The following is a 17840-nucleotide window of genomic DNA, read 5'->3' as shown; positions in this document are numbered from 1 at the left end:
CTCTATCTCTCCTCCCCAAGCTTTACAGCCTGATGTACTTTCAGCCTGCGGATCTGCCAGAGCAGCAAGCCTGCACCCATCAATAGCATAAAAGCTACGACCATATACAACTGCTGCGTATCCTTGGCATCAAATACGATACGGAAAGGCGGCACTTGAGAGGTCACATTGTCTGCTGTCTGGAGAAAAGGAAGATACAATCGCCCGGCAAGCTTGCCGATCGCGATCCCGAGCACAATAGACAGTCCCGCTGTTAAGATCTGCTCAGCCAGGAGCATGATGGTCAACTGCCGTCTGGATAACCCCATGGCTCTTAATATCCCGAACTGAACGACTCGGCCGGACAGATTAAAGAACCAGAACAGAATGTATCCGATTAACGATACGATTACAGATACAAGAAAACCAAGACTCAAGATTCCGAATACCCCGCCTCGGGTCGGCAGTTTACTCTGAGTAACCAGTTCAGTTCTAACATCCTTAATCTTCGATATCGTAATGTCTTGCTCGGATAATTTGGTATAGATTGGTGCTACCTTGGCCCCAGGCTTCATTTTCAGCCATACTTCGTATGGAATCATAGGAACCTGATCGTAAATGTAATCCAGATTGGCAATGACAAAAGGCGCCTGATCCGGATACAGATTCGGCCAGTATGGAATGATGCCGTAGACGGCAAAATCAATCGTCTGATCATCAATTGATACAGTAAAGATATCCCCGGGCTTCAGTTTGTATTTGTCTGCCAGGTTCGTTGGGATTAAAGCTGCTGCCTCATACTGTCCCAGCAGATTCAAATATTTAAAAGGATGTGCCGGGAATAGGTCATTTCGGAACCAAGCCACTTTGGAGAAATCAACGTTATCAATCCCCATAATCTTGCCTTGACCCGCGGACTGACCGGAGACAACGATATTCCCTTTTGTCTGAAGAACTCTGGCTGCGCTCTCCACACCCGGCAAGGTGCGAAAGACTTCAAATGGCGGTTCAGAATATACAATCTTCGCATTTTTATTCTGTTGTCCACCTTGGCCTCCACCTACGCCGTCTCCTTGTGCTCCTCCTCCCTGCATGCCGCCCTGGGCTCCACCAGAACCCCCATTTCCACCTGAATTCGGTGTGATCTCCGGGGTCCCCGTCCACTGTGTCTCGACAATAACATCCGTACCATAGCTGTACAGTGTACGTTCTGTTGAATTCAGATCGATGGTTCTGGCCGCGGACGCATTATACACACCTAGTCCTAATGTAAGGACCAGAAGGATCATAAGCGGATAATAAGATAAGGCCGAGCGGGATAGCTGAGTAAGACTCAAATAGGACGACACCGGCAGCCAGCGCTTCCCTGCCCACCCGATTAATTTCAGCAACCACGGAAATATTCTCAGGAAGAACAGCCCAATCGCAAATATGGCTATTGCGGGCACGAAGAACAGAAAAGGCTGAATTTGCAGTTGGTCCGTAGTTAAGCCTGTTGTAAAAGTAAGCATCTGTCGTTCATTAAATAAATAGTAGCCGTAACCCGCCACACCAAGCAGGAGAACATCCAGGAACCAACGCTGCCAGAAGGGGCTTCGGTCAGCTCTGGCCTGCTTCCTCTTCGCGTTCACAATAGATGACCTCGCAAAAGAGATAGCCGGAATCAGTGTCGACAAGATTGCAATAATGACCGCACCTGCTCCAAGCAAGAGCGCATCGGTATTAAATCCGACCGGAATCGATTTCCGGTCTACGAACTCCAGGAACCCATTCGCTGAACCTATTGATTTCGACATGAACCAGCCAAGCAGAGGTCCAAGAACCATCGAAATTGTGCCAAGTATAATGCTTTCAAGCAGGTAGATCATAATAATCTGCCTGGTTGACGCGCCCCGGCTTCGCAGTACTGCAATATCACTCTGCTGCTTGTTAAGAGCCTGACGCGCGTTCATCACAATATAATAAAAGACCATGGCAATCATTGGTGCGGCCAGCGTGAACAGCATGGTCTGAAGCTGCAGACTTTGGCTCCGGAAGCTATTAAGCAGCTCACCAAAGGAAATCGTTACTTTGGTATTCTTCAGCTTCTGATACAGCTCGACATTGAGTCGATCCAGTGAACTCGATAAAGTGGTGATCTGGCTGGTCTTAATATCACTAAGATCAAAAGCATAGTACCAGCTTGAGTTATTTAATGGGACGTTCTGATCCTTAACAATTCCTTCGTTAAAAACAGATTCGCTTGTATACAGATTATTGGCCATGGCTTCAAAGCCCTGTACCCAATAAGGATCCGTTTCTTTTATAGGTTTAAAGGAACCTACGATCTCCACACGAAGCGTAATATCCAGACCACTGTATACCGGGTAGTTCAGAATATCTCCCACATGGAGATCATTCTGATACATACCGTCCTCCAGCATCATCACTTCAATAACGCCGTCCGCCCGTTTCTCACCAGGCAGCTTGCCTTTTGTGATGTCTATCTGATCTTTAAGACCGCTCATTGCTGCCAGCGTCATCGAACGGGTACGGCTGGCATCTACTTTGGAAGGATCTTCAGGATATACCTCAGTTCCGCGGATGGATCGGGTATTCACATAGGCCTTATACGGGAACGCAATTTCTTTAGGTACGTCTTGTCTTATGTATTGGTCCACCGCTTTAAGGCCGGGCTGGTCGGTTTTATCTCCTCCGGCAGCCTGATAGGTCATCAGAAGTGACCCGGCAGGAAGACCTGTGCTTTTCTCTTGAAGTGTTCGGGCTACGACTCGCTTGAGGGCGCCATCCGAATACATCGGGATACTCACCGTAAATGACACTGCCACGATCAATCCGAGCAGTGTGCTGAGGGTCAGCCACCTTGTATTCCACATTTTTCGGAATAAGAATCGAACCAGTGGCATTCCCATTAGCGGCCCACAACTTTCTGTCCTACGGTGAGTCCTTTTTTGATCTCAACATCTGTTGATCTCTGCTCACCCACCTCGACATCCACTTCCCGCTTGCTGCCGTCATCTTCCACGACCTGAACATAGTTGCGGGAGCCCGTTGTACGCAGGGCAGAGATCGGTATGACGATAACATTCTCCCTCTTCGAGGTGGATACCGTAACACTAAGCTGGGTTCCCCGCTCAATCCCTTTCGGATATTTGTCCAATTGAATAATCATGTATTGGTCAAGGGTTTGCTTCTTCGGAGGTGTGGTAGTGCCGCCAGTTCCATTACCTCCAATGCCACTATTTCCTCCATTACCACCTGTGCCGCCCCCATTGTCACTGCTCTTCTCCAACGCGCTGGCACTAGGAAGAACCTTGATCTTCCCGCTAATTTCTCCTACTTTATTGATGTCTACCTTGGCTGGCATTCCTACCACCAGCTTCTCAAGATCTTCCTTCTGGATGTTGGCGGCAACAACCAGATTGGAGGTATCCGCAATGACTGCAATAGTATCATAGGACTTAATCATTGCTCCCTTATCTACATTGACTGAGGTCACAGTTCCTGAGAAAGGCGCTGTGAGCACAGCTCTCGAGATTTGATCCTTCAGATCCGCCAGCTCTTGGCGGGCCTTCTCGAACTGGAGCTTCTTCGTTTCGAACTCAATCGGGTCTTTCTCATCCTGCGTGCGAAGCGCTTCCTTCATCGTGACTTCTTGCGAACGGATATCAAGCTCCTTATCACGTACGCTTTTCTGAAGCTCTTCTGTATCCAGAGTGGCAATAACCGCACCCTTCTTCACCTTATCGCCAAGCTTGATGTTAATTTCCTTAAGATGAAGCTGAAGTGTATCGCCTAGTGTAAAATATACCGGTTCTTCCCGCTGGCTAAGGAACTGCCCGCTGCTTTGAACCGTTGTCTCAAATGTATCTGACGTAACCTCGTATTCAGGCTTCTTGGAAATCTTGGGCGCCTGAATGGTGGGCAGCACTTCCTCCTCCTGTTCCTTTGGCAGCAGCCCGCAGCCCGAAGAGGCAAGTACGGTCACACATAAAGCTGCAATGCCAAGACTTCGTCCCCATTTCCCCCTGTCCTTAGATAAATTTTCCATCCACCATTTCGTAAACATGGTCTGCTACCTCCAAGATTGTCGGATCATGTGTGGTCATACAAATTGTCACATTCTCCGTCTCGATAATATTTCTGAATACCGCCATTACCTGTGCGCCCATTTGGGAGTCCAGATTGGCTGTGGGTTCGTCCGCTAGAAGCAGATGAGGCCTGTGGGCAATGGCTTTGGCAATGGCGACCCGCTGCTGCTCCCCCCCGGAGAGCTCGAAGGGCCTGTGGTGCATCCGCTTGCCTAGCCCAACCAAGTTAAGACAATGGGCAACTCGTTCCTTCCACTCTCTTGAGGGAACCGAGGCCATCCGAAGGCTGAGCTCGACATTCTCCCAGGCAGACAGAAGAGGAAGCAGGGCATATGCCTGGAAAATAAATCCGATCTGATCACGTCGAAGCACTGTTCGCCTCTTGTCGCTCAAGGTATGAAGAGTCTGACCGCGGAAATAAATTTCCCCCTCAGTTGGCTGATCCAGTCCACCCAGCATATTCAGCAAAGTGGTCTTGCCCGAGCCCGATCTCCCTTTAAGCATGACCAGTTGCCCTGGCAGCACTTCCATCTGTATCCCCTTGAGCACATGTAAGGACTGCCCTCCGACCTGAAAGGACCGATGAACATCCTTCACCTCGAGAATAGGCTCCGATGACTTATGTATGAGGACCGGATTACTTGCTTGTTCAATTTCTTCCTTGTAAGGCTCAGATCTAGTAGAGTCCAAAATCTCTGAGTCTACCAAATTATCATGCAGCTTGACTATATCCGGCCCCGAATCAGAGACCAGTGTGGAGGTGGACAAAGAGTCTTTCTCCGCTTCCGATGCCTCGTCTATAGGACGTTTGCGCGCCCATAGCCTCATAACATGACCTCTCCCTATGATTAGTGTATGTAAATATTTCCAAGTCCTTTCGAATTATAAACGTTTTATGCTGTAAAAAAGTTACAATATGTTTATAAGAAAATCTCACTATTTTTACTCTTGATATAAAAAAAAGACAGCCGGCAAATGTCGGCTGTCTTCACGCATAACTATTTAATTCTTTTACCAAATCGAATTCATCTCTTAATTGCCAAATGACGATGGGTCTTCTCTCCAGGATTTGAGCAGTTCCAAATCCTGTTCTTGAATGGTACCCTTCTTCACAGCAACATCAATCAAGGCTGTGTAATTTGATAAAGATTGAATCGCAATCCCTGCTTCACTAAAGGCATTTACCGCCTTGTCCAGCTGGTAACTGAAGATGGCAAGCACTGCTTGCGGCGTAGCTCCAGCTTCCTGGACCGCTTGCGCTGCCTTGATGGAGCTGCCTCCTGTGGAGATCAGATCTTCAATCACGATTACCTTCTGACCTGACTTAATCAGACCTTCGATTTGATTCTCCTTGCCATGCCCTTTGGCTTTATCGCGGATATATGCCATAGGCAGACCTAGTTTCTGCGATACGAAGGCCGCATGCGGAATCCCTGCTGTTGCAGTACCCGCAATGACTTCTGTATCCGGGTACTGCTCTCGGATCAAGCTTGCGAACGATTCAGCGATCAGATCACGAACCTCGGGAAATGACATCGTAAGACGATTATCGCAATAGATCGGTGATTTAATGCCAGAGGTCCACGTAAATGGCTGATGTGGGCGTAGCGCAACCGCGCCAATCTCAAGCAGACTTTCTGCAATCTTGGACTCTGTTTCTCGTTGATTCAGCACTAGATGGTCATCTCCTCTATGATTTGCTCAGCCGCGCGTCTCGGATCCGCATTCGCGGTAATCGGACGACCTACTACGATGAAGTCTGTTCCTCTACGAATGGCCTCACCCGGTGTAAGTGTCCGGGACTGATCACCCTTCTCGCTGCCCTGCGGACGAATTCCCGGTGTGACCGTCTTAAACTCTGTACCGCAGGCATCTTTAATCGCGTTCACTTCCAGCGGCGAGGCAACCACCCCGTCCAGACCGGCTTCTAGCGTTCTGCGGGCATAACGAACCACGGTTTCTTCAACCGCACCCGGAATACCAATCTCTTCGTTCAACGTCCGCTGATCGGTACTGGTAAGCTGGGTTACAGCAATGATCAATGGGGCAGTGAGAGAGGCATCTTGTGCAAGAGCCTCATTCACGCCTTCTCTGGCAGCTTTCATCATCAACACACCGCCTGCGGCGTGAACATTGAACATATCCACACCAAGACGGGTGATACTGTTCGCGCCACCTTTGACCGTATTCGGAATATCATGCATTTTGAGATCCAGAAATACGTTATAACCTTTATGTTTCAATTCACGTACGAAATCGGGGCCAGCCGCATAGTACAGCTGCATGCCAACTTTCATATAGCAGGGTATCCCCTGAAGCCGATCAATGAGCAGCCTGGCTTCCTCTGCTGAGGAATAGTCCAAGGCTACCATCAAACGTCCGGCAATATTATTAGTTCTCATTTTGTTACATTCTCCTCCCTATAATCAGTTCTAATGCCCTGATGCAGAAGAAGGATTAGACAGTAGTTAATGAAGGCATTGCCTGTGAAGTAAAGTTAATGGATTCGAGCATCGTAAGTAATGCGCGAACCGTATCCAGTGAAGTCATACATACCACGCCATTCTCTACTGCTTCGCGGCGGATTCGGAATCCGTCACGCTCAGGCTCTTTGCCCTTCGTCAATGTATTGACCACAAAGTGAGCTTTACCTCCGCGGATCAAATCAAGAATATTAGGTGTGCCTTCGCTAAGCTTATTCACAGTCGTTACGTGAATACCAGCTTCCTTCAGGGCTTCAGCGGTACCACCAGTTGCAATAATGTTGTACCCCAGGTTGTTGAATCCACGGAACAGTTCAATAGCTTCTTCTTTGTCTTTATCAGATACCGTAGCAATCATAGAACCTGTTGCAGGAATCTTCATACCTGCACCGATCAGCCCTTTGTACAAGGCCTTCGCATAGTTCTGGTCGCGACCCATAACCTCACCGGTCGATTTCATCTCAGGACCAAGCGTAGGCTCTACCCGGCGCAATTTGGCAAAAGAGAACACCGGTACTTTTACCGAGACAAACTCGCTCTCTGGCCATAATCCATCCACATAACCCAGGTCTTTAAGCTTGGTGCCAAGAATACACTGTGTAGCTACATTAGCCATCGGAATATTCGTTACTTTGCTCAGGAAAGGAACGGTCCGTGAAGAACGCGGATTCACTTCGATCACATACACTTCGTCCTTGTAGATAACGAACTGGATATTTACCAGACCGACGGTCTTCAATTCTTTGGCAATTTTAATGGTAACATCAACAATCTTCTGCTTCAGTGTCTCAGACAGATACTGAGGCGGGTATACGGCAATCGAGTCACCTGAGTGAACCCCTGCACGTTCAACGTGCTCCATAATTCCCGGAATCAGCACAGTCTCTCCATCGCAGATGGCATCTACTTCGACTTCTTTACCCAGCATATAGCGGTCAATAAGTACCGGATGCTTAGGATTAATTTGTACCGCTTGCTCCATGTATCTCAGCAATTCGTCATCCGAGTACACAATTTCCATTGCGCGGCCGCCGAGTACGTAGGAAGGGCGAACCAGTACAGGATAACCAAGGGACTGAGCAGTGCCTACCGCATCTTCAACGGAAGTTACTGTGCTGCCTTTAGGTTGTGCAATATCAAGTCTGGATAAAAGAGCTTCAAACCGCTTGCGGTCTTCCGCTTCATCAATGCTCTCCAGGCTTGTTCCAAGAATCTTCACACCAGCGGCTTGCAGTGGCGCAGCAAGGTTAATCGCAGTCTGACCACCGAACTGCACGATAACGCCAACCGGCTTCTCTTCTTCGATGACGTTCATTACATCTTCGAAGAATAGTGGCTCGAAGTACAGTCGGTCCGACGTGTTAAAGTCAGTCGATACGGTCTCCGGGTTGTTGTTGATAATGACGGCTTCATAACCCGCCTTTTGGATCGCCCAGACTGCATGCACCGTAGAGTAGTCGAACTCGATCCCTTGACCGATCCGGATTGGACCAGAACCGAGGACGATAATTTTCTCCTTTGTTGAAGGCAGAACTTCATTCTCTGTCTCATATGTGGAGTAGTAGTACGGCGTTGTGGCTTCAAATTCTGCCGCGCAAGTATCTACCATCTTATATACAGGACGCAGTCCCTGCTCCAGTCGAAGACTTCTTACACTGTTCTCCGTAGTGTATTCACTGCGTGAAGCCTCGGCGCGAAGCTCTGCAATGGCCCGGTCTGTGAATCCAAGGCGTTTGGCTTCATATAAAGTCTCGCTTGAAAGCTCGGCTTCTGCCGTGATCTTTTTCTCAAAATTCACGATTCGCTCGATCTTGTCAAGGAACCACCAGTCAATATTCGTCAAATCTTGAATCTGCTGAAGCTCATAACCGCGGCGGTAGGCTTCGGCAACCAGGAACAGGCGCTCATCATCAGGTTGAACCAGTCGTCTGTCGAGTTCTTCCTTGCTAAGCTGATCCGCTCCTTTCAAGAGCAGTCGGTGAGTCCCGATTTCAAGGGAACGAACCGCCTTGTGGATGGATTCTTCAAAAGTCCGGCCGATAGCCATAACTTCTCCCGTAGCTTTCATCTGTGTACCGAGCTTACGGTTGGCACTGATGAATTTATCGAACGGCCAACGCGGGATTTTGCTGACGATATAATCCAGTGTCGGTTCGAAGCATGCATAAGTCTGGCCGGTAACCGGGTTAACAATCTCATCCAGCGTATAACCCAGCGCGATCTTGGAAGCCATTTTGGCAATCGGATAGCCTGTAGCTTTGGAGGCAAGAGCTGAAGAGCGGCTTACCCGCGGATTTACTTCAATTACATAATATTGGTAGCTTTGCGGATCAAGCGCGAACTGTACGTTACATCCACCCTCGATATTCAAGGCACGAATGATTTTCAATGATGCGGAACGCAGCATTTGATATTCCCGGTCAGAGAGCGTTTGGCTCGGCGCCACAACAATACTGTCTCCAGTATGTACGCCCACCGGATCAAAGTTCTCCATGTTGCAGACAACAATACAGTTGTCATTCGCATCACGCATAACCTCGTACTCTACTTCTTTCATGCCAGCAATACTCTTCTCGATCAGACACTGACCGATTGGGCTGTAACGAATACCGGCGGCTACTGTCTCAAGCAGCTCTTCTTCATTCGCACAGATACCCCCGCCAGTTCCCCCAAGAGTGTAGGCTGGGCGGACAATGACCGGATACCCAATCTCATTCGCAAAATTCACAGCTTCTTCAACTGTAGTAATAATCGTGCTGTCAGGTACTGGCTGCTCCAGCTCGCGCATAAGCTCGCGGAACAAATCACGGTCTTCTGCTTTCTCAATTGAAGTTAGCTGGGTACCGAGAAGCTTGACATTTTCACGCTCTAGTACGCCCGCCCGTGCAAGCTCAACAGCCATGTTAAGACCTGTCTGTCCGCCAAGCGTTGGGAGCAATCCGTCTGGACGCTCCTGGCGAATAATTTGGGTTACAAAATCAAGTGTGATTGGCTCGATATATACTTTATCCGCCATATTTGTATCTGTCATAATCGTTGCCGGGTTGCTGTTAATCAGGATAACCTCTACGCCTTCCTCTTTCAGCGCCTGGCAGGCCTGTGTACCCGCATAATCAAATTCGGCTGCCTGACCGATTACAATCGGTCCGGAACCAATAACCAGGATCTTCTTAAGTTCGTTATTCTTTGGCATCTTAACGCGCTCCTTTCGCTGCAGCCATAATTAGCGCCTGACGCGGTTTAGTTGGGTTCTGCTCTTTATGTGTACGGATCATTTCAAGGAAACGGTCGAACAGATAGCTGTTGTCGTATGGACCTGGTGCAGCCTCTGGATGGTACTGGACGGAGAATGCAGGGAATTTCGTATGTTTGAGACCTTCAATGGTCTTGTCGTTATTGTTAATATGTGTCACTTCCAACGGGGTTCCGGCAATCGAGGATTCCGTTACCGTGTAACCATGGTTCTGGGAAGTAATGTAGCAGCGTCCGGACTCAAGTTCCTTAACCGGATGGTTCCCTCCGCGGTGACCGAACTTCAGGCTCTCCGTATCAGCTCCGCAGGCAAGTGCGAACAACTGATGTCCGAGGCAGATACCGAAGATCGGATACTCACCGAGCAATTCGGAGACCATTTTGACTGCATAAGGAACATCTTTCGGGTCCCCAGGGCCGTTGGACAGTTGAATGCCATCCGGATGCAGCTGGCGAATCTCATCAGCCGTTGTGTCATGAGGAACTACGATAACGTCACAGCCGCGTTTGGTAAGCTCACGGAGAATTCCGCTCTTAGCGCCGAAGTCGACGAGCACAATACGCTCTTTCTCGCCAGGGCTGGTGTAAATATGGTTAGTGGACGTGCGTGCCACTTGGTTTCTCAGCTCATTAATGCTGGTTGCCTGAATCATTTCCTTCAATTCTTCGATGGACTTAGATGAAGTCGTAAGAATTCCCTTCATTGTTCCGTGGTGGCGGATAATCCGGGTTAACATGCGGGTATCGATATCGCTGATTCCTGGGATGCCATACTCCTTAAGCAGATCGCCTACACTATTCTGTGCACGCCAGTTGCTCGGTACCTCCTCGTAACGACGCACCACGAATCCATGAATGGATGGAGCTACAGATTCAAAGTCATCGCGGGTAATCCCGTAGTTACCAATTAGCGGATAAGTCATTGTTACGATCTGTCCGCAGTAGGATGGATCAGACAAAACTTCCTGATAACCGGTGATACCGGTATTAAATACAACCTCACCCGTCTTCTCAACATCTGCTCCAAAAGATTTGCCTGTAAATAAAGTACCGTCTTCGAGCAATAATCTTGCCTGCATTACGATATCATCTCCTCTAGTTTTGACCCTCCCAAACCCTCCCTAGAAGGGAGGGCCCCAAGGGCTTTGCCCTCTGGACACCCGAAAGGTTGGCGAAGGATTTATTTGTGCTTTGCTTTAGTACTGTGTGCAAGGAGCGCTTGCCGTCCCTTTCAGGGACCCGCTTGACTGCGGTGCTCCTTAGCTGCGAAAAAGCATTGGTGCGTGGTGCTTCTATATTTTGCTCTCTGGGCTGAGCTGCATAGAGCCGCTTGTCGTCCCTGCGGGACACGCTCCTGGTTTGCGCAAGGCCCAGGGAGTTGCTTATTTTGCTTCTGATCCCTGTCCTGCTTGGAGCCGCTCTCCCTGCGGGATTCGCTCTTGGCTTGTGCAGGGCCCGGGAGAGTTGCTTTTGTGCTCTTGAGTTCTGCTCTGTTTGGAGTCGCTCTCCCTGCGGGATTCGCTCTTGGTCTTACTTTACTTCTATTCGGACCAGACTACTTTGCCGCTTACGATTGTCGCGACTGGCCAGCCTTGAAGCTTCCAGTCTGTGAAAGGCGTGTTACGTCCCTTCGAAGCAAACGTCGATGGGTCTACGGCTCTTTCGGAGTCCAGATCCACAATCGTCAGGTCGGCAGGCGCACCGGGTTCAAGCTTACCAGCCTTAAGGCCAAAGACACGGGCTGGATCAGAGGTCATCCGCTGGATTAGTTTAGCCAGAGTCCACTTGCCAGTAGCCACGAATTTCGTATAGAGCAGCGGGAAGGCTGTCTCAAATCCTACGATACCAAAAGGTGCAAGCTGCATTCCCTTGGCTTTCTCTTCTTCACTATGCGGGGCATGGTCAGTCACAATAATATCGATCGTGCCATCCGCTATAGCCTGAATGCAGGCTTCCACATCACGGCGTGAACGCAGTGGGGGGTTCATTTTCCAATTGGCGTCAAGACTAGGGATATCTTCTTCTGAAAGGATCAAGTGATGCGGACATACCTCAGCGGTTACCTTGATTCCGATCTCCTTAGCCTGCCGGATCAACCGGATGGACTGCTCAGTGCTGACATGGCAGACATGGTAGTGTACGCCTGTAGCTTCGGCCAGCAAGATGTCGCGACCTACATGAATGGCTTCGGATTCATTAGGAATCCCTTTAAGCCCATGCTTCTTAGCGAATTCGCCTTCGGCAACCGGGGCTCCCTCAACGAGCGTGTTGTCTTCACAGTGAGCGATAACCGGCATACCCAGCTCAGCGGCCCATTTCATGGCATCTTTCATCATTTGAGCACTCTGAACACCTACTCCGTCATCTGTAAATCCGATCGCACCGGATTCTTTGAGGGCTACGAAGTCTGTAAGCTCACGCCCAAGCTCACTCTTGGTAATTGCAGCATAAGGAAGTACATTCACAAGGTCCGCTTCCTTAGCTCTGTCCAGCACCAGCTTCACGGTCTCCGGATTGTCTGTCACCGGGCGCGTATTTGGCATACATGCAATCGTAGTGAACCCTCCCTTAGCCGCCGAACGTGCCCCTGTCTCAATGGTCTCTTTATATTCAAATCCCGGCTCCCGCAAATGAACGTGCATATCGATAAATCCTGGAGATACGAGCTTTCCCTGCGCGTCGATAACCTTTGTATCCGCTGATTCTACTGACTCGCTGCCTGCAGCATCGGATACACTTTCAATAACTCCATTGCTTAGGACAACCGTCTTTAATTCAAGCTGGTCATTTGCACCAAGAATATTGGCATTTTTGATTATAAGCTTCATGACTAACCTCCGCTCCCTTATTTCCCTGCTGATATCATATCGTTTATGGGCATTCGCCGTTACAATTTCAAAGCGCGTTCCATAACTGCCATCCGGATCGGAACCCCGTTTGACATTTGTGGGAAAATTCGCGATTTATCGCTTTCCACCAGACCGTCATCAATCTCTACATTTCGATTGACTGGGGCCGGATGCATAATGATTGCCCCTGGCTCTAGCTGGGCAGCCCGTTCCTCGGTCAGACCGTATTGCAGACGATATTGTTCGGCAGACTTCAACATTCCTACAGCATGTCTCTCCAGTTGAACCCGAAGCATCATCACCACATCAGCCTTCAAAGCTTCTTCCATAGTTACATAAGGTGCATGCTCAGCAAGCTCTGGAGCTTGCATACTCGGCGGTGCACAGAACTTCACATGAGCTCCGAACTTCTCAAGCGCCCACAGATTCGATCTTGCCACCCGGCTGTGTAGAATGTCACCGATGATGGAAACGCGAAGTCCCTTCAGGTCCCCGAACTGTTTCTTCATCGTATACAAATCTAGCAGCGCCTGGGTAGGATGCTCATTATTGCCGTCTCCCGCATTCACCAGCGGAACTGATACCTTCTCGGCCAGCTCGGCCAATAGCCCTATCGGCTTAAGCCGAATGACACCGGCATCAATTCCCATTGATTCCAGGGTGCGAACCGTATCGTAGATGGACTCGCCCTTCTCAACACTGGATGCCGCTGCTGCGAAATTCAGAACTTGAGCTCCAAGACGTTTCTGTGCCATTTCGAAGGAGAATCGGGTGCGTGTGCTGTTCTCAAAAAACATATTCGCTACAAAACGATCCTTCAGCACCGGGATCATTTTCTCTTTCTGACTCTCCCAATACGCTGCCCGATCAAGTATGGAAGAAATCTCATCCCTGCTAATCTCCTTAAGACCAAGCAGACTGCGCTCCCTCACTGCTGACATTGAAATGGTCATGATCTGTTGCCCTCCCGTTGCTGTATGATTCTCACCTGATCCACGCCGTCAAACTCCTGAAGAAGCACCTCTATCTCCTCAGCCTTCGAGGTAGGGACATTCTTGCCGATATAATCAGCTCTTATTGGAAGTTCCCGATGACCCCGGTCAGCCAGAACTGCCAGCTGAATCGATTCAGGTCTGCCGCAATCCATAAGAGCATCCATGGCCGCCCGTATCGTTCTGCCTGTATAAAGAACATCATCACATAGAATGATTTTTTTACCTTGGATTGTCTGATCCCCAAGCTGTTGACCCAAATGTATCTTCGCGCTGGTGGCAGATCGGTCGTCCCGGTACTGGGTCACATCAATTTCACTCCAAGGAACCTTGGTTCCCTCGATCTCCTCAAGTCTTTCTGCAATCCGCTTGGCCAGAAATACTCCTCGAGTCCGAATCCCTACCAGAACACAACCCTCAATTCCTTTGTTCTTCTCTAAAATTTCATGTGCAATTCTAGTCAGCGCCCGCCTAACTGCCGTTTCGTCCATAATGACGTGTTGTGCTTCAGTGCTCACAGTGTACGCCTCCTAATGATAAATTCATCAGGTTCCGTGAAGGGCTACAAAAAAACTCCTTGCCCAGGTTCCAGGCAAGGAGTTCTCGAGTCACAGATTAGACTATGACTGTCACAGGTTATACGAAAGGGGCACCAGCGCAGCGCGCGGTGTTGAACCATTCCGAACTAACCTCATTCACGTTACCTTGCCAGCCTCACGGGACTGATTTAAAGGTGCTATTGATTTACATGAATTATGACAGAAGACCGGGAACCTGTCAAGGCGGGCTTTCGTAGGTATTGTCGATCATTGTCGCTTTACCAATTCAAAGATGTCAGAGGATTTCCTTATTATCATATCTGTACTCATAATTATACAATAAATCTGCATAATTATCCACATGAAATACAACCAATTTCTTTGCCTAGTCTTTCCTATGGTCAACATTATCCCTCATACACAAAGAAGCTGCCGGATTATCCCGCGGCAGCTTCTAAATTCTTGTTCAATTAAAATTCAAACTTCACATCACCAAGACGACGTTTGATCTCGGAAATAACACGCTTCTCTTCTTCTTCACCCTTAGCAATAAATGTAACAGAGAAACGGACGAAGGAGCCTGCATCATCCCAAGGTACAGTGGAGATCAGCTTCTCACGAATCAAATATTGCGAGAAGGCTTCACCGCTCTCAAAGGATGGTCCACCTACCACGCCTTTCGGCGCAGCCACATAAAGGAAGAATGAACCTTTTGGTTTCTTGGCTTTGAAGCCCAGCTCATTAAGTGCTTCTACAAGCATGTCATGACGGCGGGAGTATTTATCCGCAATCTTCTCGGTAATTTCAGGATTTGCAAGTCCGTATGCCGCAGCCTTCTGAATGGCAATGAACTGACCGGAGTCATTGTTGTCCTTCACATCGCTGAATGCTTTAACTACAAGCGGGTTACCTGCTACGAATCCAATTCTCCAGCCTGTCATATTGTAAGACTTAGACAGGGAGTGCAGTTCAACTCCAACATCCTTGGCTCCTGGAACGGACAAGAAGCTAAGCGGCTTGAGACCATCATAAGTCAAAGCGGCATATGGAGCATCATGAACTACTACAATGTTGTGCTTCTTAGCCCACGCAACGACTTCAGTGAAGAATTCTTTAGTTGCGCTGGCACCTGTAGGGTTATTCGGATAGTTCAGATAGAGAAGCTTCGCGCGTGCGCAGATCTCTTCTGGAATCGAAGACAGATCAGGCAGGAAATTGTTCTCTTCAGTAAGCTGTACGTTGTACACTTCTCCGCCCAAGTATTTGGTATGTGTTCCGAGAACAGGATAACCTGGAACAGTCATGATCGTTACATCTCCAGGATTAATGAAGCATGAAGGCAGCATAGCCAACGCAGGCTTGGAGCCGATTGAGTGAACGATTTCGGTAACTGGATCGATTCCTTCTACACTGAATACTTCCTTCAGATATTTCGCAGCAGCTTCTTTGAATTCTACGATTCCGTTATCAGCATAACCGCGGTTCTCTGGTTTGGCAGCTTCTTCAGCAAGCTTAGCCACGATACCTGCATCAGCCATTTCATCAGGTTCTCCCACACCCATATCAATGAGTTCAACATCCGGAAAATCCTTCTTGGCTGCCGCTTTTGCGCGTTTGATTTTCTCGAATTTATAAATTGCGGTATCTTTCCCGTAATTAGCGCCGCCAATGCGGTCTGCAAAATTGTTCTGAATATAAGTTTGTTGGTATTGTTCAATACTCATGCCAGTCCATCTCCTTAACTAAATCTATTGTTTAATATGCTGGAATTGAAGTCTTTTCACAATGGATTATCCGTCAGATCGTTTGTACTATTTGACCATCTATGGTGGCCCTGTTTCACGCTTTAACCAATGAGGGGCGGTTATTGAAATTGGCTTTGCAGGTACACTGAACAAATAAGGACATCCTGTTCGTCATGCCCGGCATAACTACAATCAGGGATGCACTTCAAGAATCTGTCTTTAACATCTCCTTAATTCAAATAAAAAAGACATTTCTGAAACCAATCACTGTTCCTTATAGGGACAAGTGGTCGTTTCTAGAAATGCCTTTTATGGATAATTTACCGGTTCCGGAGAGAGATAAGTAAATTCTCCATATCATCCGGAATGGGAGCTGAGAACTCGAGATATTCACCTGAGGACGGATGAATAAATCCAAGAACAGCAGCGTGCAGGGCTTGTCCATTCATCTTGATCCCTTTACTTCTACCATATAACGGATCTCCTACTAGCGGATGCTCAATGAACTTCATATGCACCCGGATTTGGTGTGTGCGGCCGGTCTCCAGCTTTAGCTCAAGCAGCGTGTAATCCCCGAATCTCTCCGCAACGTGAAAATGAGTGACTGCTGTCTTACTGTTCCGCTCGGTAACCGTGAACATCTTGCGGTCATAGGTATCACGGCCGATTGGTGCATCCACCGTTCCCTGATCATGAGCCACATTTCCATGCACAAGCGCGAAATATTTACGTGTTACGGAGTGATCCTTAAGTTGAGCGGCCAACGATGCATGAGCCTTATCGTTCTTGGCCGCCATCAATAACCCTGAGGTATCCTTATCGATACGGTGAACAATACCAGGACGCAGCTCGCCATTAATCCCCGAAAGATCCTTGCAATGGTACATTAGCGCGTTGACCAAGGTTCCTGAAGAATGACCTGGTGCGGGATGAACCACCATACCTCTAGGCTTGTTGACGACAATAACGTCCGGATCTTCATAATACACATCTAAAGGAATATTCTCGGGTACAATTTCAACAGAGCTTGGTTCAGGGATGCTGACACACACGACATCGCCCTCAGCAAGTTTGTAATTGGACTTGACGGCGTTACCGTTAACTGTGACATGCCCCTCCTCAATCCACAGCTGGACCTGACTCCGGGAATAATCTTCAGTAAGACATTCCTTCACATATTTATCTATACGCTCTTTAGCCGTGCCTGGTGTGACCGTCCATTCAAGAGTTTCATTCATGAAGTCTGTTCGCTCCCTGCGTCTGCCTGTTTTTTCTTCTGTCTGCTCATATCCAGGAACGAATCCAGAATAATTAACGCCACACCCACAACGATACACGAATCAGCGATATTGAAGATTGGGAATGTATAGCTTCCGAAATTGAGCATCAGGAAATCCACTACTTCTCCATTAAGCGCACGATCCAGAAAGTTTCCAATTGCACCGCCAAGCACCAACGCTAAGGCAGTCGGAAGCAGCTTGTTTTTACCGTTCTTGATTCTTTGCAGATACCATACGATGGCCAAGACCACAATCACCGTGATGACTATAAAGAACCAACGTTGGTTCTCGAGTATTCCGAATGCCGCTCCAGTGTTCCGATGTGACATAAGTCCAAAAAAATCTCCGATAATAGGGATTTGCTCGTGCAGCTGCATTTTTGTGGCCACAATATATTTGGTTCCCTGGTCAATCAGAAATACAATGAATGCGATTAAGTAATAAATCACTGCAGATCGTCACCTCGTTTTTGATATTACCCACCGCACAATCCGGCAGAATTAACCACAATTTAGCCTTGTATATTGTAGCACAGCAGGAAAGAAAACGTCCACGTACGATAGGATTTTCCTCCTCTAAAACACCCCCCCTCTGCACAACCTAGAGGTAAGTGCTTTTACATTCTGTGCA

13 protein-coding genes are annotated in these 17840 nt (G+C 48.4%); all 13 read right to left on the bottom strand.

All coding sequences use genetic code 11. The features are described 5' to 3' along the window. Positions 1–2: 2 nt before the first annotated feature. The gene (locus ACRRNK_RS07700; protein ID WP_433946169.1) at positions 3–2891 is read right to left on the bottom strand and encodes an ABC transporter permease; all 2889 of its coding nucleotides are present in this window, start codon (positions 2889–2891) and stop codon (positions 3–5) included. After that, positions 2891–4048 (bottom strand): efflux RND transporter periplasmic adaptor subunit, encoded by a 1158-nt coding sequence (locus ACRRNK_RS07695; protein ID WP_433946168.1) that lies wholly within the window; start codon positions 4046–4048, stop codon positions 2891–2893. The genes ACRRNK_RS07700 and ACRRNK_RS07695 overlap by 1 nt, the downstream gene beginning before the upstream one ends. Next, complete coding sequence (locus ACRRNK_RS07690) at positions 4014–4898, bottom strand: ABC transporter ATP-binding protein (RefSeq protein ID WP_433946167.1); 885 nt, start codon at positions 4896–4898, stop codon at positions 4014–4016. Before ACRRNK_RS07690 ends, ACRRNK_RS07695 begins: the two co-directional genes overlap by 35 nt. Positions 4899–5102: 204 nt before the next feature. Then, positions 5103–5744: an orotate phosphoribosyltransferase gene (pyrE, locus tag ACRRNK_RS07685; protein ID WP_433946166.1), complete on the bottom strand. Its 642-nt coding sequence runs from the start codon at positions 5742–5744 to the stop codon at positions 5103–5105. Next, a complete protein-coding gene (pyrF, locus tag ACRRNK_RS07680) occupies positions 5744–6472 on the bottom strand; it encodes an orotidine-5'-phosphate decarboxylase (RefSeq protein ID WP_433946165.1) in 729 nt (242 codons plus the stop codon). The genes pyrE and pyrF overlap by 1 nt, the downstream gene beginning before the upstream one ends. A gap of 55 nt (positions 6473–6527) precedes the next feature. Continuing rightward, positions 6528–9746 carry a carbamoyl-phosphate synthase large subunit gene (gene carB / locus ACRRNK_RS07675; protein ID WP_433946164.1) on the bottom strand — a complete coding sequence of 1073 codons (3219 nt, stop codon included), beginning with the start codon at positions 9744–9746 and terminating at the stop codon, positions 6528–6530. Between the two features lies 1 nt (position 9747). Beyond that, the gene (locus ACRRNK_RS07670; RefSeq protein WP_433946163.1) at positions 9748–10884 is read right to left on the bottom strand and encodes a carbamoyl phosphate synthase small subunit; all 1137 of its coding nucleotides are present in this window, start codon (positions 10882–10884) and stop codon (positions 9748–9750) included. Between the two features lie 462 nt (positions 10885–11346). Further along, positions 11347–12633 carry a dihydroorotase gene (locus ACRRNK_RS07665; RefSeq protein WP_433946162.1) on the bottom strand — a complete coding sequence of 429 codons (1287 nt, stop codon included), beginning with the start codon at positions 12631–12633 and terminating at the stop codon, positions 11347–11349. 59 nt (positions 12634–12692) lie between these two features. Continuing rightward, the gene (locus tag ACRRNK_RS07660) at positions 12693–13607 is read right to left on the bottom strand and encodes an aspartate carbamoyltransferase catalytic subunit (RefSeq protein WP_433946161.1); all 915 of its coding nucleotides are present in this window, start codon (positions 13605–13607) and stop codon (positions 12693–12695) included. After that, positions 13604–14137, bottom strand: coding sequence for a bifunctional pyr operon transcriptional regulator/uracil phosphoribosyltransferase PyrR (gene pyrR, locus ACRRNK_RS07655; RefSeq protein WP_433946830.1), 534 nt, complete (start codon positions 14135–14137; stop codon positions 13604–13606). The genes ACRRNK_RS07660 and pyrR overlap by 4 nt, the downstream gene beginning before the upstream one ends. A gap of 518 nt (positions 14138–14655) precedes the next feature. Beyond that, positions 14656–15909 (bottom strand): LL-diaminopimelate aminotransferase, encoded by a 1254-nt coding sequence (locus ACRRNK_RS07650; protein WP_433946160.1) that lies wholly within the window; start codon positions 15907–15909, stop codon positions 14656–14658. Positions 15910–16250: 341 nt separating this feature from the next. Next, positions 16251–17168, bottom strand: a complete 918-nt coding sequence (locus ACRRNK_RS07645) for an RluA family pseudouridine synthase (protein ID WP_433946159.1) — start codon at positions 17166–17168, stop codon at positions 16251–16253. Beyond that, positions 17165–17659, bottom strand: a complete 495-nt coding sequence (gene lspA / locus ACRRNK_RS07640; protein WP_433946158.1) for a signal peptidase II — start codon at positions 17657–17659, stop codon at positions 17165–17167. The genes ACRRNK_RS07645 and lspA overlap by 4 nt, the downstream gene beginning before the upstream one ends. Positions 17660–17840 lie beyond the last annotated feature (181 nt).

The organism is Paenibacillus sp. SN-8-1, assembly GCF_050995535.1.
Classification (GTDB): Bacteria; Bacillota; Bacilli; order Paenibacillales; family Paenibacillaceae; genus Fontibacillus.
Note: the sequence above shows the minus strand (reverse complement) of the source record. Positions and strands in the feature narration are given on the sequence as shown.